This window comes from Paenibacillus spongiae, from assembly GCF_024734895.1.
In the GTDB taxonomy this organism is placed as follows: domain Bacteria; phylum Bacillota; class Bacilli; order Paenibacillales; family Paenibacillaceae; genus Paenibacillus_Z; species Paenibacillus_Z spongiae.
Genome location: NZ_CP091430.1, coordinates 3,402,118 through 3,423,785, shown reverse-complemented (window position 1 = coordinate 3,423,785; position 21,668 = coordinate 3,402,118). Strand labels below are relative to the sequence as shown.

Sequence of the window (21,668 nt, the reverse complement as noted above, 5' to 3'; positions counted from 1 at the left end):
GTATCATCCTCCGCTTCCATTTCACGATTTCAGCTTTGATTGTACCTTGCTTTCAGCGATCAATCCTGTTCAAAACTTCGATGCACTTGTCAAAAACCACGGTCTTCATATAATTAAAGAGAAGATAATGACCGGGAGCGATGCGGCGATGAACCTGCAGGATAAGAGTTGGAAGGACTACCCCGTACTGCCTTATATCCGGCTTTGCTACCGGTTTAGAGCTGCCGATTTCTTCCAAGGGGAACGCCGGCTGCTTGATTACTTGATTCTATTTCTGGAGGAGGGGCGCTACATCCTCCAAGTGGACGGAGCTGAATACGAGATTTTACCGGGGGAATTCGCCCTCATTCAGCCGGGCGTTTTATTCACGACACGAGGATTTGGTTCCTGCGTGGTTCCTAACGCTCATTTGGATTTTTTCTATAACGAGGAACGGGAGCGCAGCTTCGTCACGACCCCCGGGCAGACCAACCTGGACAGTTACGCCGATCTTCTTCAGCCTCGGCTTATCGACTTTCCCTTGGTCAACCTTCCGGTCAAGCTGGTACCCAGGCAGCCTGGGAAGCTGAAAGATACGTTGTATCGCATGATCGAGGCATTCAAACATAACGACATTCACAGCATGCTGCAGGTACAGAAGCTCGCGACGGAGCTCCTGCAGCTTCTGCTCGGTGACGGCGAGCATTCTAGATCCGCAGATTTCGAGCATCAGCAGTTAGTCGCCAAGATGAACGCCTTTTTATCCTTCAATTTGTCTTCCCCGATTACGGTGGAAATGATGGCCAAGCATGCGGGGTACTCGGAATCTCACTTTAACACGCTGTTTAACGCCCATTTCGGAGTCACGCCGCATCAATACCTGCTTGATCTTCGTTTGCAAAAGGCACGGGAGCTGCTTGATACGCAGGAGCTCAAGCTCGATCTCATTGCCGAATATTGCGGTTTTGCGAATGCTTCGCACTTCTCGAAAGCATTCAAGAGGCGTTACGGGATGTCGCCTCGTTATTATCGGGAATCTCGGGACTTTCTAGACTTCTGAATCTCCAAGAAGTGTGAGTTGTACATAATGCCCAGTATGTTCCCAAAGGGATCGATTACGGAAGCCGTGATGAAGCCTTCGCCGCGCTCAGTGATCGCTTCATACGTTGTCGCCCCCATCGCAAGCAGCTTTTCAAGCGTTGATGACACATCGTCGACATGCCAATACATGATCGCGCCACCCGGTCCGGTTATCGCGCCATTGGGTGCGTAGCGGCTATCGATCAGGCCCAGCTCATGTTGATACTCGCCAATGCGAAACTCTGCATAACCTTGAACGACAAAGTATGGTTCAATGCCAAGCAGCTCGGCGTACCATTTCTTTGCCGCCTCCAAATCAGCTGCCCAATAACTGATGGTAGCGAACCCTTGCAATGTTGTTGAGTTGTTCATAATCGATTTCCTCCTTATATTCGCACCTATTTTCAAACGCATCTTTTACTTCGCAGTTTCTATAACCATTGTAGCGTCTAACGTTGACGGCAGTATGTCAGTGATTTATTCGGTTTGGCTATTTTGATCAAAAAAAAAGAGCCATCCTCGGCCCCAATATCAACAATTTCGATATGAATCATTCGTTTAGAATTCCGCTAATATAACGTTCTCCATAGATAGAATGTGATATACGACTCCCATCCGGGCCACTGCTCGAATAAATCGCGTAATTCACGGGGAGTGGGCTTCCTGTCGAGCCCCAGCATCTGCTTTACTGCATTCTGCAGCCCGACATCTCCAATGGGGAGGGCCGTTTGATCGCCCAAGCATCTCATTCGCACATATTGGGCTGTCCAGGGACCAATGCCCTTGATTGCCGTGAGCCTCTTGTCAACCGATTCTGGATCGGGGAGAGTGAGCAGCTCCTCTCTTCTCAAATCCCCGTTCGTCATGCAGGATGCCACTTCTATTATCGTTCTGGCTTTGTTCCTGGTGAGCTGCAAACTGCATAATTGATCTATCGTTACATTGGCGAACCGCTCAGGGGTCGGGAATAAACGGTATGTACCGCCCTCCCACTCCGCAGCTTCTCCGTATTGTTCCGTCAGCCGCTGCTTGAGCTTATAGGCAAAGGTAAGATTCACTTGCTGGCCGACGATTGCCCAGCAGAGCGCTTCGAATAGATCGGGGATGCCGACGACCCGTAATCCGTAAAAGGATTCTGCCAGCGGCCACAAGAACGGATCTCCCTTGGATAACTGCATGAAGGGCTCAAGATCCCGGTCCAAATCAAACCAGTCTCTGATATAACGCGCCAGCTCCTCTTGCTCACGAATCGCTAGAGCATCGCCCCGCAGCAGTTGTATCTGCATGGCATTATTATTACGGCAAGACAGTCTAATTAAACGTTGGGAGGTTCCGACCCGCAGCAGCCGATTAACCCCTTCGGAGTCTGCCGTATACAAACATTCAATCGGTGAACGGGCCATGTACTTCAAGCATTGCTGAAAGTCGAACGGGCTCGGCAGCGGCAGCTCAAAACCGGAAACGCTCATGTCCAACCGCCTTCATATTGGTTATCCCTTCCAATGCAAGGATGTCTTTCTTCATTTGGAGGCCTCCTCTAAACCCTGTTAACGTACCGTCCGATCCGACCACTCGATGACAAGGAATTACAATCGGCAAAGGATTGCGTCCGACGGCAGCAGCTACAGCCCGCACCGCAGCTGGTTTGCCAATGGATTCCGCAAGCTGCTTATACGTCCATGCTTCTCCATGCGGGATTCGGCTTAACCCCGTCCAGACGCTATGTTGAAACGGCGTGCCCGCTGCATCCAACGGGACTTTATCGAAGCTGACCGGGTGCCCTGCGAAATACTGCTCCAGCAAGTCCACGATGCCGAATTCATGAAACAAGCTCTCGTTCTCAACGATTCGTTCATTGCGAATCAACTCATGATTCAACCCTTTAGGTGCCAATGATTCCAGATGAGGCGGATATAGCAAATGGCTGATGCCTTGTTCACTCGCGATAATCGTCCAGGGCTGATTCATGCCGATGACCGTATGACGATAGAATTGATTATCTTTGGCTGCCAATTCAATCTCCTCCTGTATGTCCATTCCGATATGCCGTCGGAGAAAGCCCCGTTTTCCTTTGAAACCAGGATGTGAAATGGGACGGACTGCCGTAACCCGCTTCCGCACCAATCTCCGCGATTGTCAGATCGGATTGTTCCAATAGCTTCTTCGCGTGCGTTAATCGAATATGCTCGGTCTTCTCCGCCGGTGAAAGTCCTGTCACCTGCTTATAGATTCGCTGCAGATGGTAAGGGCTAATGGCAAGCGAGGCGGCAATCTGCGGCAGCGTCAGTTTATCGCTGAATCGCGCCGTAATGATTGCATCGACCTGCGCAGCCAACGCCGCATCCGGACGAAGCGCTCCGTTCTCATCGGGCTTGCATCGCTTGCAAGGCCGAAAGCCCGCTTGCAGCGCATCATCCAGCGATCGGTAGAACGTCACATTGGCGGCGTGCGGGGTTTTGGCCCGGCATGTCGGCCTGCAGACGATCTTCGTTGTCCTCACCCCGGTGTAATATACGCCGTCGTAGGTCGAATCCCGGTTAACGACGGATTGATAAACGAGGTCAAATAATTGCTCATTCATTCCTCTCACCTCACTTCCACAGTATAAGCCAATCTTCATCCCAGTAGTAGTGCGCCAAGATAGGATAGCAATATTTCGACAGGGAAAGATCGATTGCACAGGCATGCAAATAAGGCGATACACAAATTGTAATCGCCTTGTTCGCGCCTGTAACCGTCCCGATTAATTGTGCCAGAAATTAAGCCGATTGCCATCCGGATCATAGATATGGAACGTGCCGAAGCCGTTCTTCGAATCATACCTTGGAATGCATCGGCAATTATGCAGCATGCTGCTTCCAAAAGTAAGTAAGCGACAGATTAACGATCATCACGATACCATAGATGAGGGCAAGCTTGTAATGCTTCTCCGCGTAGAGCGCTATTCCGCCTGCCCCAAAAACCCCGATTTCTAACAGAAGTCGGATGAAGCCTGTAGTTGGAATGGATGCTTTAGGAGAGACGAACATTCCCCAAATAATGGCTGCGAGCATAGGCAATCCAAGTCCGAGTATTATCTTCACTACATATCCGCTTCCGGTATGAAACCCCCAATACCCGATGGCGAATAAAGCGCACAGCTCCATGATAAAACGCAATCCAAGATTGGCATACTTCACCCATTCCATATCATGTTCCCCCTTTTGCGACAAAGAATGACCCTCTCATCATACACCACATATTCCTCATTTCATTATTAGACACTCCATAGATCTGCAACTAAAGATAGAACCAGCAGAATCCCCATAACAGTTCCGGATCCGATCGCCCATCCTTTGTTCTTACTTGTTCTTAATAAGGATCTCGTATATAGAAATAGTCCGGTTCCGATGAGCGCAGCTTCCAATGCGATGCTTACGTACGAATGCTCCCAAACGCCAAAGCCGAGCAACGGCAAACTTCCGATATTCCCTGGCAGTATCGGCATATCCGCCCGATGCACGATTAAATCCAGCAGCCAATGACTAAATACGAGCGCTGCCACGATACGGCCGCCTCTCTTGCCCCATATTCGCCCCGAAAGCAATCCGGCCAAAACCGCCAGCAGTAATGCCCCAACTAATGAATGCGTGTAATCGGCATGAATAATTAATCCGCCATAGCCGCTGCCTTCCGTCGTTTCCACTTTTAACAGAAAGAGCGGAACGAAGAACACATCAAGCAGCTGCGTACTCACGACGAGCGCCCAAAGCGGCACCTCCGGCGACTTGGATTTTACGGCTGCAGCCAAACCGAAATGACCTGCAAACATACTATTTCACACTCCCTTGTTGGGTTAATCTGGCTTTGGCATCCAACCATCCCGCTCTGATTGCAAACAAAAGCATTAATACGATAAAGCTCATCATGAATCTCCCCTCATGAAAAATAACCAACGGTTACTAACCGTTGGTTATAATATAACCCGCGGTTACTCGCGTGTAAAGCTATTTTATTCAAGCCTATGTTAAATTGGAATGCAGATTTTCGGCATAAGAAGAACCGCCTTGTTAGGGCGGTTTGTTTCTTCAGCTATGATTTCCGTTCGTTTACCCAATTTATATCGACATTGTATGTAACTTGTTACCCTCAGTATCCCAGAATTCAAACCCGTGACCATCATCTGAAATATCAGTTACTTTTACGCCGCTCTCTTTTAAGTACCGATGTGCCTTTACCACATCGGTACATTGAAAATGAAATGCAGCGACTTGTTCACTCACGAATATCCACCACCTTTATTTGATAAGTTAGCGTATCCAGTCCATCTTAATGCTTTTGCCCGCCAACAGGTTCAAAGAGCAGCTTACTTCCATTACTCCATTTCGGAGCAGATCATAATCACATTCCCATCCGGATCCTTGACGGTAAAGAAAGCAAGTTCACTGCCATGTCTCTCGATGTCGGTGAAGACCGGCACGCCATTCGCTTCGAGATAAGCCTTCGAGCCGTCCACATCAGGAGTTGCCAACATGAAGAGCGTCTCGTAATCATCTCCTTGCCGGAAACGGTTGTCGTCGAGCAGCACGCCGCTGCCTCTCTTCATCTGCAGATCATAGATGGAATTCTCCTGCCCTGACCCGACTTCATGATAGGGCAAGCGCAGCACTTCGCTGTGATACCGAATGGCCCGGTTCATGTCGGTCACATTCAGAAAGACGCCGCAGATCCGGTTCTTAATCGGACTATCCGTTTCTTCCAATTTCTCCACCACATCGGATACATAATCGGATTGGGTCACCATTAGCGAATTCCCGTCCGGATCGGAGAAACGGAAGAAAGCCAAGCCCGAATGCGGCCGATCGATCGGCGTTAAAGAAAGTACGCCCAGGTTATCCAAGTGACGATGCGCTTGCTCAATGTCCGAGGTCGGGTACATGTATCTGACATGAGGCGTCTCCGACGTATTGCTCCGATTATCATCGAGGATGATGCCGGTCCCGCCTTGGAGCATCATCCAATATACGTTGCCGCCGTTCAACCTCTCTTCCAATAGCGGCAATCCCATGACCATACTGTACCACTCGGCAGATCGGCGAAGATCGGATACATGAATGAAGACGCTATCAACTGCGTTATCGATCGGACTTTTAGTAGGATCCATCGTTATATCTCCTTTATTCCAGTTTGTCGTTCCCCGAGCGTATACCTTGAGTGAGGCGGGTACCCGAACCGGCCTGTAGCTGCTTGGATTTCTTCGTGACGGGTAAACTCTCTCATCCGTCTGTCCGAGCTTCGCATTCTGGCCCATCACCTATTCCCTCCCAACAACGATTCCTTGCTGCGCCCTCCTGCTGTCTTGGTTTCCATTATATCAAATTGCAAACTTCCTATTATGTTCAAATTTCTCAAAAAAAAAGAAAGAACCTCCTGCTTCGCGCGAATATGCACGCTGCAGGAGGCTCTTATGTCATTTGTTGAAGCGGGACTCAACCGTAATTCAATGAGCGCCCCGCTGACGACGACTTCCTCCGCTATTACTTCTCGTCGCCCCACAGACTGCCTTTGCCCATCGATTCCCGCCATGCATGCCGCCATTGGTGAACAGCCAGTTGATGAGAACACTTACATGCCTGATTGCGTCAGCGACGACCTGTCCGCCTTCTAATGCTACTCTCTCAACCTCCTACTGATCCTTCAATCACGAACCAGGTCATACTCTTCGGAGCGATGGACAGTTGTACCTGTACGCGATAATTACGGTCAAGCTCATATTCTCGAAGCTCCCCTTCCTGCTCCCGAATCATAGCTCTGGTGCTTATCCCTGTGTAGTATAACGGCAGCTCCAACGTCTGCTCGATTTCCTTATCCAACGGATTATAGACAAAGGCCATTCCCTTATGCTTCTGCATCGGATTCACGTGCAGCATGCAATCAACATCCCGTCCGCTCGGCCTTCTTACATGGATCAGATCCGATTCCAAAATACCGCGGTATTGCTTATAGAAATCGACCCATTTGCGAACGACCTGCTTGGTTTCCTCGGTATCATACAACCGGAACCCGCGATAGCTCGCCTGCACGCCTGCCGTGAAATTATTCATGAGATGGGCATCGTAAGTGTCCAGATGCTCGCTAAGCGGTTCCAAAGTCGACTCCGGTCCGCCGCCGTGATATTCCGTTAATGGGACGAACATCCATCCCATACTCGGCGCTTTCTCCCATGTCCCATCGTATATATTTTGTCTCGAAAGTAAAACCTGCCGGTCCCGCGGCAGCGCGAAGTTGACTTCCCGGTAGCCCATCCCGGCTTTATTGGATCCGGACAGGAAATACCAGTCCGGAACATTCAAGTAGATACCTTGGCCTCTGCACCATTGGTAAAAACCGGATATCCGTTTCCACTGCTTCCATTGAGAATCATGCCGGCCATGATGTCCCGGATGATCGGTTGAATCGCATATATCGCCCGGATAAGATCCGTCATGCTCCAGAATATCGAAGCCCGTCCGTTCGAAGAAAGACTGCAGCTTGCGGAAATACGCTTGTCCCCAGCGGCTCTCCAGGCATGGCGAATGCACGTAATAGGCGCCATCCGGATTTACGATATCGTGCTCGGGGCTAATCGAACGGCTGGCAAGCAGCGAATAACCGCCGATCGCGATCCCCTTGCCGTGCGCGTAGTCCGCCAGTTCTTTCAAGGCCGCGATATAAGCGGGATCCTCCTCTTCCATATTCAGCCCGCTGCCGAACGATAGAATAACCATTTCGAACCCGACTTCCGCACATTGGTCGATCGCTTCGCGAATGACAGCCGGATCCATGCTGCGGACATGCATAAAGATCGGATTTTCTTCGATCCACGGGGCATTGGTACGGTACATCTTCCGCTGGGCAAGCCCTTTTCGTTCCCTGTCCGTGCTGTCGTGGACAAGCACGAACGTACGGAACGTGTCGAACGTCTCCCCGGGCTCAAGCTCCACATTCGGACCGATCGGGGGACGGCTTTCCAACAGGGCTGGCGTCAGACAATCATAGTTGATCTGAGTCTTGTAGTCCGGATCCGGTACCCAATGCGTGGTCCGGTTCGCCTTCTTCTGCGCCATTCCTTGAAACGAATAATCGCTCTCGACATGCAGGTTCGGATACTCCCATCGATCCGGAGACTCGACGGGGGACTCCCATTCCACTACGGCTAACAGCTCGCTCGTGAACGATTCCAGCTTCACGCAACTGCTGCCATTGTTATGAACTTGCAGCCACTTGGAGAGAAGCGGTATGCCGTCATACAGCTCATAGTGAACGCTTACGGACAGGCCGCTTGTTATTTCCGCTGCGGATTCGTAATGAAAGACCAAGGATACACCGGGTGCAGGCCATGGCCTGTTCGCCGAGACATGATTCTTCTTCCACGGGAACCGCTCTTTGGTCAGGTCCGTCTCGAAGCCGGTGCATTGGAATGCAGTCGGGTCTGAAGTCAGACCATCCACCCATTCCGGCCGCAGGTACGCATAATCCGGCTGCCCGACCAGACCGCCAACAGCGACATCCTCTCCGGATATTCGCAATATCGCTTCCGGCTTCACGCCGCGGATTATCGTTTCGTCCGTCATTAGATTGTGGAAAGCTACAGTTGCTGCATTGGGCTTTATCCGCCAGGTTCGGCTAATCAAACCGTTCGTCATGACGATTTCATGATCATGCTCGCCACGGTAAATGCCGGCTTTGTAAGATTCAGGATGAATAAGCCAATCCGGATTCGCAGACGAATACGATTGATGCTGTTTATAGGGAAGTTCATTGATTTGGGTTTGCATAATAGACTGATCCTCTCCTCTTAGCCGTAATCGACGGTAAAATGGTCCAACACTAGCGCTCCCCGGGCATCATCGTTCTTAACGATGGCAAAATAATGATCCTGCCCGCGATTAGTCATAAATTCCATCTCGAAGCGGTGTAATCCTTCCTTCAAGGCTGTACTGGCGCATTCCATTAACGTATCGCCATCCACAGCTCTGATAACGGCCGTATATTGTCCTTCATGGTCTGCCTTGTAATCGAACATGATCCGGTACCTCTGATTAGGATCGAAGAGCACCGTGGAGGGCAATGTCCGGAACAGTTCGCCGGACCTCTCATCCATCGTCTTCATCGACCAGTCCCCGCCGATCGTATCGTTCGTGTATCCGGCATGCCGCCGGGATAGATGGGTTTTTCCGATCATGCTGTTAGAGCTTACGAACGGGCCCCATCCTTCATCCACATCCTCGAAATCTTCATAGTAGTAATGGTCTCGATCACAATCCTGTTGGATCGAATTCCCAAGTTCCCTTACCCGGACATCGTCAAAGTGGACATAGGAATCCGTATCACCCGCTCCCGCTCTCAAGACAAGAATGGGACGCGTTCCATCGACACCAACAGCAGCATCAGGGATCGTAAAGGTCAAACGAAGCCTCTGATAATACGTCTCCCGCCTGCCGGAGTCGATGTCCCAATTGACGACTGCGGTCCGGTTAATTTCCTTGATCACGTCGGGTCCGCCATATTGGGCAACGATTATTGCTGCCGATCTGCCTTCCGATACTTGCACCCATACGGAAGCGGAGTATGTTTTCCCGTATTCCAATCCCGTCATCTCCTGCGATACTTCAGCGTCTGCACCGCCGTTACCGGATATGTGCAAATAGGATTGACCGTAACGGGTGTTCCGGATCGAAATATGATCCGTACTTGGTGACGTCGACGATTTCTTCCAATATATAAACCCGTGGCTGTCGAAGCCCATGTCCTTAACCGGACTGCCTTCTCCCCAGATTATCTCTGCCAGCGGGGGAGCTTCCGAAGGATAGATAACATACGGTGTGCGGGCTTCGGCGCTAATTGTAACCGTCCCCTCAGTTACCGGCAGGTCGCTGACAAACACACGCCCCAAATCCGTCAATCTGTACAATTTCACATGATTCCATGATTGCTTATGATCAGATTCCGTCACCTGCACCCGCTTCTGCCAACTCTCCGGCAAGGTCCATGTACTCTCGCCGCCAGCAGGATTCCAATGATATATTTTATCCTCCTTATGGGGGTCCCATGGTATGAAGACGGTATTGCCCGATGCCATCCTGATGCCGTTACGGTAAAGATGTGCTTCCCCGTCCTCTAATCGTGAGATCACATTCCCTTCTAAAATGATTTCGGCATCCATCCATTTCATAATCGGGAAATGCATGAGATAGCGGTATGGAAGCTGTTTGGTGAAGAAGGATTCAATGGCGGCGGTAAGATCCCGCTCCCGCTGCCAGCCCATAAAGCCGTTATCAACGGCACGGGTATATCCGCCTTTGAGCAATGGATGAACGTCGTAAGCATCCTTATCCGTATGATGTATAAATCTGGAAACCACACTGTCCCCGGTACTGTCATGCGTCCATATCGCGTGCTGATCCAGCATATCCGCCTCTTCCGTCCATATGACCCAGCCATTGTCATGAAGCTTCTTCACCAGTCTGTAAGCAGCCCAATGCTCGTCCCGATACGTATCGACATACACGAAGCTGACATTGGGCACATTCTCTCTCAGCTCATCCAGCCGCCGATCGAATCCGCCGGACATGATGTCCTTCTCTCGATCGATATAGAAGGACTGATCCAGCCATCTCCACCCCGGCGTTGTCGTCATGATGGAATCTGTATACGCTTCCGCTTCCGGATATGCTTCGCTGTGATTGATATGAACGCCAATGGCAGCGCCATACGCGAGCGATCGGTCAACGAGAAGATTCAAATCGCTTATACCGCCTGCCCTGCCATTAATGCTTCCATAATCGGGATGCCCGCTGTCATGGCCTTCCGATTGATAGCCTTTCAGTTCGATCATCTGACCGAAGCCGTCTGAGTACAGGTAAAACTTCTTCACATGATCCAAGATGCGTAGAAACGGATTCTGAGCCATGCTGGCAAAATTCATGGCGATATGCGCGTAGCTGTTTCTCAGCATTTCCGCGCCGGGTATCGTGCCTTTCACTTCCCGATAAGCAATTGCTCCATCCTGCCAATCGACGATTCCGTCACCGTTCCGGTCGGACGTGATGACAACCTTGGCCCAAGGCTCTCCGACTACTTCGCCGTCAGGCCCCCGATACGTCCAATAACTGTTCCATAGTCCGGTCTCCATAAAGCCGTTCTTGCGAACCGTTCGAACACAGACCCGTCTGCGATTCGTCAGCACGTTATTTAGAACGGTCGCAGCCAGCTCATTCGTATTGAGAATGGCAATGGAATAATACGCATGAACCGGAGCTTCTTCTTGCCCGTTAACAGCAAATAGATGATCGCCTTTAATGCCTTCCGCACAAGCGGCATGAGCTCTCTCCTGCACGCTTCGTACGGATACGAGGCTATGATGGGGAAACTCGATCGTCATGACCCGAAATTCGCCCGTTTCTCGAATATCGGTTATGCTCATCTCAAGCATGGTGTCATTAACCTTGAAGATCACGGTCATGTCCACTTGAATCTCAGGAAAGGAAAGCCGATATGACGCCTCATTCCCGCTCATGTGGAATCTTACGACCGGCTCGTAGCCATCGCCGTTGATCAGCAAGCAGGCAAGGCGCTTATCTTGACCATACAACACAGCGCCTGTTGCCCTCCACCGGTATTCCAGCACTTTCGGAAACGAATCATCCACACGTACTTCCAGCTCTTCCGACGCAAGGATGTGATGGAAGACGTTATCGCATGCTTGCAGCTCTACATCGTCTGAATTTGCACGATCATCGAATAAACTTGAAACGGCGTCTTCTTTAATCCCGCTTATCCGTCCATATCCTTCATCTTGCTCCCGATCTGCCTCAGAAGCCCATACCCGAAACCCGGTGCGTCCCGTCTCCTGTTTCATCTGAGGAATATGCCCATGATAAGCCTGATAATCGTCGATCCATACCGTGAGCAGCGAGCCCATATACCGAAGCTTGATCCGGTATGCTTTCCCCTCATACAGCGGATCTCTCTTAAATAGAATGCCTTGCTCACCGCTTGGGAGTGACCAAATCCACGTGCTTTGGCCAAACGGGTCCATCGGCTTGTCGCAGCCGATGAATACCCAGGACTCCGGCGAAGCATATCGAATCAGCGCGCCAATCTTTCCTTGCGGATTCAATGGCGTGAGCGTAAAAGCAAGCTCGCCATCCGCCAATGCGGGACTGCTCACATTCACGATCAGCGTATCGGAACCATTCGCTTTCAACTCGATCGCTTCCTCCGCCGCCTTCCAATGTCCAGCGCCTTTCACGATATTCCACATCGTATTCACCTCATTCAAAGCGTATTTTCCACTCTGTTATACGTCACCGGTGCCGGTAAGTAGGACGAAGCCAGCGGGTATTCCGTTACAACAGCACAGAAGGGACATCTGCTTATGATGTCCCTTCTGTGCGAGATGTGCTGGCATTTATTACTTATTTTGATTATACAACGTTTCCGCTTCCTGCATTACTTTATCTCCGCCCATCTTCTTCCACTCTGCAACATATTGATCGAATTCGGTTAACGATTTGCGTCCCGTAATGAAATCGATGTAGTTTTGCAGCGTAAATTGAGTCAGTCTGTCCTGATACTCGTTTAAGACCGGTTTCTGATAAGCGTTCAATATATCATAGATTTGAGTGCCCTTCGCTCTCGTGTCCTTGGCTAATTGGCGCAGCGACTTATCGGAAGTATACGACGTTTGGAAATCATAATCGTTAAAGGATCCAGACATCGAATAGCCGCCGGCAATGCCAAGCTTATCGCGTTCTTTCTGATCGTCGTATGGCTTGATGTACTCTACGATACCTTTGTCGTTCAAATTCCAATGGGTGCCCTTGACGCCAAAATTCAATAATTCATAAATTTCAGGGTCAAACTGAGTCGCTTCGAATATTTGCAAATATTTGGTCAGCTTCTCTTGATCCTTCTCCAGCTGTTTGCCGAACATGAGACCCGTACCCGATCCCGGAGGACTTTGCGAAATACCGAATTTTCCATCCGGACCTTTCACGCCGCCGGTAGTCAACCAGTTGAAATTAGGATCCAGTTTATGGAGCTTGTCGTACCATGTTTCTCCGCCGAGAAAAGCGTTGCCCGGGATGAACACCCACCAGTAATATTCGCCTGCACCGGCTTTTCCTGTAAGCATTTTATCTTCGAAATTGTTGCCTTTGTTCACGACAAACTCAGGATCGATCAATTCGTTCTTATACCAGCGGTTCAACACTTCCAAAGCTTGTTTTGCGCCAGGTTCAATCTCGCCTCTGACAATTTTACCGTCCTTCTCACGGAAAATGCCTGGAAAAGCATCATATGCGCCGAACACGGAGCTGAACATGCTGGACAAATTCTCGGCCGTGCCCGTAATTCCATACGTATCCTTCTTGCCGTTGCCGTCCGGATCGTCATTGCGGAATTTCGTCAATGCGGCTTCCATTTCTTCAATGGTTTCCGGTATCTTCGTTATGCCGACTTTCGTGAGCCAATCTTGACGGAAGCCAAGCTGCAGACCGTCGATGCCCAAATCCCAAACCGTTGGCAAACCGTATATTTTCCCGTCGCGCTTCACATATTTGAACGGATTGTCTTTATCGATAAAGCGTTTAATCCATTCCATATACTTCGGCATATTCTGCTCGATCAGTTCCTGCGGTATTTCTGCTGCCACACCTTGCTTAATATATTTCTCATACTCGGCCGGCTTCGGTTCCTTCATCCAATCGGGAACGTCGCCGGATGCGATCATCAGATTCAGCTTCTCTTGATTCGAATCGCTTGTGGTCGGGACAAACTCGACATCGACGCCGAACTTCTCCTTCACCGCGGTTACCCCGGGCGAATCCTCCTTAATTCGCTCCGGACTGAATGACCAGAACGTTAATTTCGGCGTTCCCTGGGCGTTTGCTTCCGAATTTGCCGTCTTGTTCGACGTATTGCCGGGAGCGGATGAATCCTCCTTCTGATTGCCGTTTCCGCATCCTGCAAGAACGGTTGTGAACATCGCAAGGCATATGGCCCCGCTAATAAGTACCTTGTTCCCTTTCACCTTAACCAGCCCCTTCTTTATTATGAAGTCCAACATTCTATTAGAAGGATTCTCCCAACTGGATTGAAATCACCCTTTAACAGCGCCAATCATAACACCTTTAACAAAGTATTTCTGGATAAACGGATAAATAAGAAGCATCGGAATAATCGAGAACATAATGATGGTCGACTGCAGCTGCCTGCCCGAGAAATCCGATTGGTTCGACAGGTTCTGCATCAATACCGTCAAGTCCGTCGTATTGTTCTCGATAATGATTTTTCGAAGCACCATCTGCAGCACTTGATTATCGGGATCGGAAATATAGATCATGCTGTCGAACCAGGCGTTCCAGTGTCCTACCCCTACCCACAAGGCAATCGTTGCCAGAACCGGCTTCGATAATGGAAGCACGATTTGGATGAAAATCCGGCTATAACCGGCGCCATCCACCCGGGCCGACTCCTCCAATTCCTCTGGAATCGCCCGGAAGAAATTGCGGATGATCAAGACGTTGAATGCGCTGATCATGCCCGGAACGACCAGTGCCCATACCGTGTTATACATGCCGAGCTCTTTAATCAACAAGTAAGTCGGAATTAACCCGCCGCCAAACAGCATGGTAAATAAGATGATTCCGGTAAAGACCCGATTATAAGGTAAATCCTTCTTGGCTAGCGGATATGCCGTAATAGAGGTGAAGGTCACCGCCAAAATGACGCCTAGCACTGTACGTACGATGGTGTTCCAATAGCCGCTCCACAACGCATCGTATTGAAAGGCAAGCGAGTAGCTTCCGAAAGAGATCTCTTTGGGAAACAGAACCAAACCGGATGAATACGCCGCGCTTTTCGCTCCCGAACCATCGAGCGAAATGACCACTTGCGTCCAAAATGGATACAACGTCACCAGTATGATCACAGTCATCAGAAGATACAATACGGCATCAATGATTTTGTCTCCCGGCGATTTTTTTACGTTAATCACATGTGCTGCCTCCCAATTCCAGAAAATCTACCACAAAGCATGATCTTTTTGTCCCATCAGCTTCACGATACTGTTGACAACGATTATGAGGATCAGAGCGACCAGCGATTTGAACAGCCCGACCGCCGTAGCCGTACTGTAATTCATCTCCACCAGCCCTTGGCGGTAAACATACGTGTCAATGATGTCCGCAACGCTGTAGACTTGCGTGTTGTACATGTTAAAGATTTGGTCGAAGCCGGCATCCAGAACGCCTGACATCGATAGAATCAGCATAATGGATATGACCGGGAGCAGCATCGGAATCGAAATATAGAACATCCGTTTGAACCTTCCTGCTCCGTCAATAATAGCTGCTTCATATAATTGCGAGTCGATATTGGAGATGGCCGCGAAATAAATGATCGAGCCCCAGCCGAATCCTTGATAGATGCTGGTGATGACGAGGATCGTCCTGAAGTACCGGTCATCGGCCAAGAACAGAACCGCATCGCCGCCAAACGCTTGAACAATCGAGTTAATCGGTCCTTCCAAGGAAAAGATCGTGAAGAATATGCCTGCGAATACGACCCATGAAATAAAGTGCGGCAAATAAGAAACCGTTTGCACGACTTTCTTGAATTTCGTACTCATAATTTCACTCAATAATAAGGCGAACAGGATCGGTATCGGGAATCCGAAAATAAGTTTGTAGAAACTGATAATGATCGTGTTCTTCAGAACGGAGTAGAAATACGGATCCGAGAAGAGGCTCTCGAAATGTTGGAACCCGACCCATGGACTCGCCATAATCCCTTCCAGCAATCGGTAGTCCTTAAAAGCCAGGACCACACCGTACATCGGAATGTAATGAAAGATCAGATAATAAATCATTCCGGGAATCAGCATGATAAACAGTACGCGATATTGCTTCCATTTCTTTCGGTCACGCTTGAAAACGATCTCATTCAATGGTGTGTCCCTCCTTCCAGTCGGCAATGATGTTCGGCCAGCTCATGTAATTGACTATACCATGCCATGAAATGAGGGTAATTATCAGATATCTTCGATCTGTTTCAATTTTCTTCGCACCTTATTTTCATCCCCCGATTACGAAAATAAAAGCAGCCCCTCTCTCACATAGGGAGAGACGAGACTGCATGGATCACCATCTACTATCGGGTAATGCGCGGAATGACAACCTTCATGACCGTGCCTTTCCCGATTTGACTGCTAATTTCGATGCCGTATTCCGAACCGAATTTCAATTGAATGCGTTCGTTTACATTCTTCAATCCATAACCGGAGCTTTGTGCTGTTAATAGCTCTCCGATGATTTCCTCCGGAATTCCGACTCCGTTATCCTCTACCGTGAACAGGATCGTGTCCTGCTCCAGCGAAGCCGTAATTCTCAGTATCCCTTTGTCCGAATCATCTTTCTCGATGCCATGTTGAATCGCATTCTCGACGAGCGGCTGCAGGATGAAGTTGATCATCCGGTAGGAATAGATCCGCTCATCAATTTCATAGATGACGTCGAAGCTGTTATCCTTCATCATCCGGACGATGTCCAGGTAAGATTTGATGTTGTCGATCTCATCCTTCACCGCAATGATTTGATCCCCTTTATTCAATACCGTCCGATAAAATTTGGACAGGGAGGTGACGACATGACTGATTTCATGTTCGTCGCTTCTTAGCGCCCTCCAGTTGATAAAGGATAACGTATTATAGAGAAAGTGAGGACTGATTTGCGCTTGCAGCGCCCGCAGCTCCGCTTCCTTCTGGACGATCGTATTGGCGTATACTTCCTGAATCAGATTGTTCAGACGATGCAGCATATTGCCGAAACGAACTGTCAGATCTCCGATCTCGTCGGTCGATGTGGTTTTGATTTGCAAGTTAAGCTCGCCCTGTTCCACCCGTTTCATCCAGGTCAGCAGGAGATGAATGCGCTTAATCATCGTGTTGGATAAAAGTAATATAATGCCGATCAGAAGCAATAGGCAAAGTCCGATTACGATTAGCGTCGCCTTGATGATGTTGCCGGCGTCGGGAGAAACCTGGCTCACGGGTACGTAAGTGTACATGAACCAATTGCCCTGAGAGATGGCATTCTTCACGACAAGCATACGTTGGCCGCCGATCAAGGATGTGCCTCCATCGGACTTGATGATATCTTGCTCTTTCATATCAGCCATGCCTAGCCGGTCATCGATTTGCCCCTGATTCGAATAGATGATTTCCCCGGCAGTATCAGCCACGATAATTCCTAAATCACTCGTTAGCTGGCTGATGGGAGCGAAGAATTGGTCATAGTCAATATTCATGTATAATACGTTGTTCTTCCCATTGACCATTAAGCTTGGGAATGGACTAGCCAGGTAAACATGACCGGAATCCCACCCCCATACCGGCGCCGAATGGCCGACCGCTTGCTTGTACCAGGCTTCGTTGGCAACACGCGTGGCTGACACAAGCGCTGTTCCGGATTCCGGTATATCCGCTTCTGTATAAATCGTAAGATGCACGATTTCTTTGTTCAAAGCAACGATCATCTTGAACTGCTGGTATAAATACTGGTCCAAATCCCATCGCAAATTGACATAATCGAGGTACGTCGTGCTTACAATTTTTTGAATGGCGCTGTTATACAAAATAATGTTGGCGGTATTCCTATACTGCTCCAGCTTGAAGTTCATATTCTGGGCGATCGTATCCGCGCTGCGTTCCAGTGACTGTTCGGCTTGAACGCCAAGCAGCTGCTTGGACTGCCAGTAATTATAGATGCCCAGCACCGTAATGGGAATGATAATGACGATTAAATAGGACAGGAACAGCTTCTGCTTCAACCGGATCCGGTTGATCCATCGATACAGCATGTTTTTCATACGCCAAGATCTTCTCTGAACTGAGTCGGCGTCTTGCCGTGATACGTCTTGAACAAGGTGCAGAAGTAAGCCACATTGCTGTAGCCTGTTTCTTCGCTAATGTCGGCGACCTTCTTATTCGTTTGGGTCAGCAGCTGCTTGGCTTTCTCCATCCGTGTCGACGTAATGAACTTAATAATGCTTACGCCGCTATGCTTCTTGAACAAATGACTCAAGTAATTAGGGGATAAATAAACCTTCTCGGCAATCTCCTCGACCGACAGATCCCGATGGTACTCACTTCTGATCAGCTTCGTAACGTCATCGATCACTTTGCGTATCGAATCCGGAGCGTTCTTGTCCGTAAATTCGCTATTGTCGATCACCGAAATCATAATTTTAATCAAATCGCTTAATTTATTCGTATTGTAGATTAATTGCACGTTATTCTTGAAGCTGTTCGCGTCTTTCCTCGATGAAGCGCCGTACATGCTTTTCACGATTTCCATGCAGATGTATTTCAAGTATATTGAAGATACTTGTCTACCCCCCTGCAAGCTGTCATACAACCGTTCAAATCGTGTCCGAACGGAACTATATTCATTCCTCTCCACGTCATTCCTGATTTCATCCAACAATTGCTCCACATCGATTGAACTGCCGTCATCCGACAATGCGCTGCCGGTAAACATGAAGATCCCTTGCTCATTGAAGAACTTACATTCCAGGATCGATTCGAATTCATTATAAACATCGCGTATTTGCCCGACATGTTGAATGTGGCCGCTGCACACAATATATACGTCTCGGATGTAGGTTTCCTTGAACCATTGGATCAAGCGATTGCCCAGCGACTCCAGATCGTAATCGCTCTCTCCCTCCGAAACTTCAATAAACAAGAGACTTTGGCATTCGTTCAGGTTCACTGCGTCGAATGGCCTGTCGAGCAGATCTGCCAGGCAGGCGTCAAATTCGGAACCGGTCAAATCGAAGAACCGTTCCCGGGTATCCAGCATCATCATTCGGACCGGCTTCGAACCGGTAAACTTAAATGCTGGTCCAGACGGCTCTACCTGTTCATCCTCGGCATCATGGTTCCCGCCGTGAAGCAGCTGCGAAAAAATTATCTTTCGTTCATAGCGAAGCCCCTTGCCGTAAATTTCCTGGACCCTTTCCTGCTCTTCCTTGTCCTTCCGTTCCTGTTCAACCATCTCAATGACTTCTGAAACCACTTTCAAAAATTCGCTTACTTCGACAGGCTTTAATATATAATGAATCGCTTTCAAATCGATTGCCCGCTTGGCATATTCAAACTCTCCGTAGGCGCTCATGAAAATCACCTTGACGGGCAGCTTCATTTCCCTCACTTGCTCGGCTAATTGCAGCCCATCCATTCCTTTCATGCGGATATCCGTGAACAGGATTTCGACCGGATTATGCTGCATATAAGCAAGAGCCTTCTCCCCGCTATCCGCTTCATATACCTCCAGATCCAGGTTATATTTGTCGATGAGGAATTTCACGCCTTCTCTTTCAAACTTCTCATCGTCCACAATGAGTATTTTGCACATATAGGCCATCGTCCTTTTAGTTGAGTTATGAAGGAATGCTCCAGCTGACTGACGGTACAAAACTCCCTTACATGATAAGGTTAATTGGTATGATTAATATAACACAAGCTTTCGACTCACTTGAACAAGTTATTTGCTGGCATGAATAGAAACAGGACCACCGATGTATCCGGCAGTCCTGTAGAAATTACGAATGGATGAACGATAGACGAAGGGCGCGCGACAGATCGGATCCAAATGGCCAACCATTATTCCTTGACCGCAGCGATCAAGAGAAAAATCGGACGGCGTGCTTCGTCCTTCATCTCGGGATACTGGACCACCGCTTCTTCGGTCGGCTCTGGCTCGGATACCTTGACGATCCGGAAGCCGGCGTCAATTAACGCATTCATATAGGTTTCGATGGTACGGTGATATTTGATGACGTCGTTGTCAAGAAACCTCGCCTGCCGCAAGCCTTCATCCTGATAATTGTCGACGGGCCAATGCAAACGCTCGCCCTGTGGTCCGTAATACCAATCCTGTGCGGCAAGCGCGGTGAAGATCGGATGTTCAACCGAAAACACGAAGTTTCCCCTTGGGGTTAGGCAGTGATGAATCTTGCGGCAGATGCTATCGAAGCTCTCAACATAATGTAGTGCAAGCGAACTGATCACCACGTCGAATTGTCCGGCGGCAAAGTCGATGTCTTCGATCGCAAGCTGACGGTATTCGATCGCGGCATCGTCTGTAAGCTCCCTTGCACGCGTAATCATATTCGCAGAGAGATCGACTCCAAGAACCGATCTGGCCTGCTGCTCGCTGGCATACCGGCTATGCCAGCCGAAGCCGCAGCCAAGATCAAGCACATTCTTGTCGCGCAGGTCGGGAAATAGCGCACGGAAGGCAGGCCATTCCCCGGCTGCATTCAATCCGCCGGTTGAACGCGGCATCTGGCTGTAATTTCTGAAGAAGCCGGGATCGTCATATTTATTCTGTTTCATGCTTCTCATCTCCTGACTGCGTCATCTGATAAGGTTCATTATACAAGGATAATGTTGCGAAATTCATCCATAAAACCGCTTAGCCAATCTTCGGCGTAATCAAGAGCTCCCATATCATTAGGAATGAATGCGACATCAAGACTCATTACCCATAATCTTCGGGCAGCTATAAATAAATCAATCGCCGATTCGTCTTGAGCTGAGAGATCTCGAACCGAGCGATAACCCGATAGAATCGCCTGCCACAGTACTTCCTTATTATCGGCCGTTTGCCGCTTTCTTGCCTTCACTTGCGCCAAGTCATAGGCACGCCAGCCTTTCGCCGCCCACTCGAAGTCGTAATGGGTGAACAGGGCGCCTTCTTGGAAGGCATTATTATTCCCATGCATGTCGCCATGACATATTCCCCAATCCAACCCTTGATGGGATGCATCGATGATACGCTCCTTCAATTGATGCGCAAATTGCTGCAAAAATGGCGCCGCTTCGCTTTTCTCACCTATGTAGTTCATAATCCGTTCCAACGGTTGATCGATAAGAAACCGGGTATCCAAATCGTTCCGGCGCTGGTTCAGCATCACTTGATCCATTGCGGCATGCAGTTCAGCGGCAGACTGACCGAATGCATGACAAGCCTTCTCATCCACGAGACCATTCTCTGTTCCATCAATAAATCGGAACATAACGGCGATCCGTTTTCCTTCTGGCGCATCTAGAACGGTATAGCCGCTGCGATCGATCTTGTCGATTGGCTCGGCGACATTGGTGCGTTCGGATCTCAGGATCGCTTGCAGTTGTTTCAATAAGGCCAGCTCATACGATACGTCGCTTTCATGAATACCGTGACGATAGATGCGAAGGATATAATATCCTTTAGAGGTTCTTACCCGATAAGTATCATTTAGTCCCCGCAGCCAGAATAAGACTTCTCTCCACGCTCCGATATCATAATGACTGCTTAAACAGTGCGTTAAATATTTGGGATCCAGCACGGATCGTAAAGCTAATGGTTGTGTGTACATGGAGGCGTCGTTACCCCTTTAACTTGTTTAACAACATCATATACCAGTCTGCACGATGGATAAAGGTAGAGTTTAACTATACCGCTAAGAGAGCGGAATCACGTTCTTAATAATTGCAAAAAATCCGCGTTATCCGCGGTTTCTTCGCTTACTATCTTGGTTTC

General features: G+C 49.1%; 19 protein-coding genes. 2 read left to right on the top strand and 17 right to left on the bottom strand.

All coding sequences use genetic code 11. The features are described 5' to 3' along the window. Positions 1-127: 127 nt before the first annotated feature. On the top strand, positions 128-1,039 hold the full coding sequence (locus tag L1F29_RS15705; protein ID WP_258389236.1) for a helix-turn-helix transcriptional regulator: 912 nt from the start codon (positions 128-130) through the stop codon (positions 1,037-1,039). On the opposite strand, the gene L1F29_RS15700 is transcribed toward L1F29_RS15705, so the two are convergent. The 8 genes from L1F29_RS15700 to L1F29_RS15665 form a co-directional block, all read right to left on the bottom strand. Then, positions 1,006-1,431 (bottom strand): VOC family protein, encoded by a 426-nt coding sequence (locus L1F29_RS15700; RefSeq protein ID WP_258389235.1) that lies wholly within the window; start codon positions 1,429-1,431, stop codon positions 1,006-1,008. The genes L1F29_RS15705 and L1F29_RS15700 overlap by 34 nt on opposite strands. Positions 1,432-1,628: 197 nt before the next feature. Next, a complete protein-coding gene (locus L1F29_RS15695) occupies positions 1,629-2,528 on the bottom strand; it encodes a DNA-3-methyladenine glycosylase family protein (RefSeq protein WP_258389234.1) in 900 nt (299 codons plus the stop codon). Continuing rightward, positions 2,509-3,072: a methylated-DNA--[protein]-cysteine S-methyltransferase gene (locus L1F29_RS15690; RefSeq protein ID WP_258389233.1), complete on the bottom strand. Its 564-nt coding sequence runs from the start codon at positions 3,070-3,072 to the stop codon at positions 2,509-2,511. Before L1F29_RS15690 ends, L1F29_RS15695 begins: the two co-directional genes overlap by 20 nt. A 1-nt stretch (position 3,073) precedes the next feature. After that, positions 3,074-3,640 carry a bifunctional transcriptional activator/DNA repair enzyme AdaA gene (locus L1F29_RS15685; RefSeq protein ID WP_258389232.1) on the bottom strand — a complete coding sequence of 189 codons (567 nt, stop codon included), beginning with the start codon at positions 3,638-3,640 and terminating at the stop codon, positions 3,074-3,076. 259 nt (positions 3,641-3,899) lie between these two features. Next, positions 3,900-4,247, bottom strand: coding sequence for a YrdB family protein (locus tag L1F29_RS15680; RefSeq protein WP_258389231.1), 348 nt, complete (start codon positions 4,245-4,247; stop codon positions 3,900-3,902). Positions 4,248-4,315: 68 nt separating this feature from the next. Continuing rightward, on the bottom strand, positions 4,316-4,870 hold the full coding sequence (locus L1F29_RS15675) for a permease (protein WP_258389230.1): 555 nt from the start codon (positions 4,868-4,870) through the stop codon (positions 4,316-4,318). 286 nt (positions 4,871-5,156) lie between these two features. Next, positions 5,157-5,321, bottom strand: coding sequence for a VOC family protein (locus L1F29_RS15670; RefSeq protein ID WP_258389229.1), 165 nt, complete (start codon positions 5,319-5,321; stop codon positions 5,157-5,159). 92 nt (positions 5,322-5,413) lie between these two features. Continuing rightward, positions 5,414-6,202: a VOC family protein gene (locus L1F29_RS15665; RefSeq protein WP_258389228.1), complete on the bottom strand. Its 789-nt coding sequence runs from the start codon at positions 6,200-6,202 to the stop codon at positions 5,414-5,416. Between the two features lie 303 nt (positions 6,203-6,505). Here L1F29_RS15665 and L1F29_RS15660 point away from each other — a divergent pair, with 303 nt between their 5' ends. Then, a complete protein-coding gene (locus L1F29_RS15660) occupies positions 6,506-6,706 on the top strand; it encodes a hypothetical protein (protein ID WP_258389227.1) in 201 nt (66 codons plus the stop codon). Positions 6,707-6,716: 10 nt separating this feature from the next. On the opposite strand, the gene L1F29_RS15655 is transcribed toward L1F29_RS15660, so the two are convergent. The 9 genes from L1F29_RS15655 to L1F29_RS15615 form a co-directional block, all read right to left on the bottom strand. After that, the gene (locus tag L1F29_RS15655; protein ID WP_258389226.1) at positions 6,717-8,855 is read right to left on the bottom strand and encodes an IolE/MocC family protein; all 2,139 of its coding nucleotides are present in this window, start codon (positions 8,853-8,855) and stop codon (positions 6,717-6,719) included. A 20-nt stretch (positions 8,856-8,875) separates the two neighbouring features. Continuing rightward, the gene (locus L1F29_RS15650) at positions 8,876-12,343 is read right to left on the bottom strand and encodes an endo-alpha-N-acetylgalactosaminidase family protein (RefSeq protein ID WP_258389225.1); all 3,468 of its coding nucleotides are present in this window, start codon (positions 12,341-12,343) and stop codon (positions 8,876-8,878) included. A 150-nt stretch (positions 12,344-12,493) separates the two neighbouring features. Continuing rightward, positions 12,494-14,113 (bottom strand): extracellular solute-binding protein, encoded by a 1,620-nt coding sequence (locus L1F29_RS15645; RefSeq protein ID WP_258389224.1) that lies wholly within the window; start codon positions 14,111-14,113, stop codon positions 12,494-12,496. A gap of 69 nt (positions 14,114-14,182) precedes the next feature. After that, positions 14,183-15,079 (bottom strand): carbohydrate ABC transporter permease, encoded by an 897-nt coding sequence (locus tag L1F29_RS15640; protein ID WP_258389223.1) that lies wholly within the window; start codon positions 15,077-15,079, stop codon positions 14,183-14,185. Positions 15,080-15,106: 27 nt separating this feature from the next. Further along, positions 15,107-16,030, bottom strand: coding sequence for an ABC transporter permease (locus tag L1F29_RS15635; RefSeq protein WP_258389222.1), 924 nt, complete (start codon positions 16,028-16,030; stop codon positions 15,107-15,109). A 203-nt stretch (positions 16,031-16,233) separates the two neighbouring features. After that, positions 16,234-17,949, bottom strand: coding sequence for a cache domain-containing sensor histidine kinase (locus L1F29_RS15630; RefSeq protein WP_258389221.1), 1,716 nt, complete (start codon positions 17,947-17,949; stop codon positions 16,234-16,236). Continuing rightward, positions 17,946-19,499, bottom strand: coding sequence for a response regulator transcription factor (locus L1F29_RS15625; protein ID WP_258389220.1), 1,554 nt, complete (start codon positions 19,497-19,499; stop codon positions 17,946-17,948). The genes L1F29_RS15630 and L1F29_RS15625 overlap by 4 nt, the downstream gene beginning before the upstream one ends. Positions 19,500-19,747: 248 nt before the next feature. Continuing rightward, complete coding sequence (locus tag L1F29_RS15620) at positions 19,748-20,482, bottom strand: class I SAM-dependent methyltransferase (protein ID WP_258389219.1); 735 nt, start codon at positions 20,480-20,482, stop codon at positions 19,748-19,750. 38 nt (positions 20,483-20,520) lie between these two features. Further along, on the bottom strand, positions 20,521-21,504 hold the full coding sequence (locus L1F29_RS15615) for a phosphotransferase (protein WP_258389218.1): 984 nt from the start codon (positions 21,502-21,504) through the stop codon (positions 20,521-20,523). Positions 21,505-21,668 lie beyond the last annotated feature (164 nt).

Coding starts and splice junctions, on each gene's coding strand:
- L1F29_RS15705 (WP_258389236.1), top strand. CDS start 128: ATGACCGGGAGCGATGCGGCGATGAACCTGCAGGATAAGAGTTGGAAG.
- L1F29_RS15700 (WP_258389235.1), bottom strand. CDS start 1,431: ATGAACAACTCAACAACATTGCAAGGGTTCGCTACCATCAGTTATTGG.
- L1F29_RS15695 (WP_258389234.1), bottom strand. CDS start 2,528: ATGAGCGTTTCCGGTTTTGAGCTGCCGCTGCCGAGCCCGTTCGACTTT.
- L1F29_RS15685 (WP_258389232.1), bottom strand. CDS start 3,640: ATGAATGAGCAATTATTTGACCTCGTTTATCAATCCGTCGTTAACCGG.
- L1F29_RS15680 (WP_258389231.1), bottom strand. CDS start 4,247: ATGGAATGGGTGAAGTATGCCAATCTTGGATTGCGTTTTATCATGGAG.
- L1F29_RS15675 (WP_258389230.1), bottom strand. CDS start 4,870: ATGTTTGCAGGTCATTTCGGTTTGGCTGCAGCCGTAAAATCCAAGTCG.
- L1F29_RS15665 (WP_258389228.1), bottom strand. CDS start 6,202: ATGGATCCTACTAAAAGTCCGATCGATAACGCAGTTGATAGCGTCTTC.
- L1F29_RS15660 (WP_258389227.1), top strand. CDS start 6,506: ATGTCATTTGTTGAAGCGGGACTCAACCGTAATTCAATGAGCGCCCCG.
- L1F29_RS15655 (WP_258389226.1), bottom strand. CDS start 8,855: ATGCAAACCCAAATCAATGAACTTCCCTATAAACAGCATCAATCGTAT.
- L1F29_RS15650 (WP_258389225.1), bottom strand. CDS start 12,343: ATGTGGAATATCGTGAAAGGCGCTGGACATTGGAAGGCGGCGGAGGAA.
- L1F29_RS15630 (WP_258389221.1), bottom strand. CDS start 17,949: ATGAAAAACATGCTGTATCGATGGATCAACCGGATCCGGTTGAAGCAG.
- L1F29_RS15625 (WP_258389220.1), bottom strand. CDS start 19,499: ATGTGCAAAATACTCATTGTGGACGATGAGAAGTTTGAAAGAGAAGGC.
- L1F29_RS15620 (WP_258389219.1), bottom strand. CDS start 20,482: ATGAAACAGAATAAATATGACGATCCCGGCTTCTTCAGAAATTACAGC.
- L1F29_RS15615 (WP_258389218.1), bottom strand. CDS start 21,504: ATGTACACACAACCATTAGCTTTACGATCCGTGCTGGATCCCAAATAT.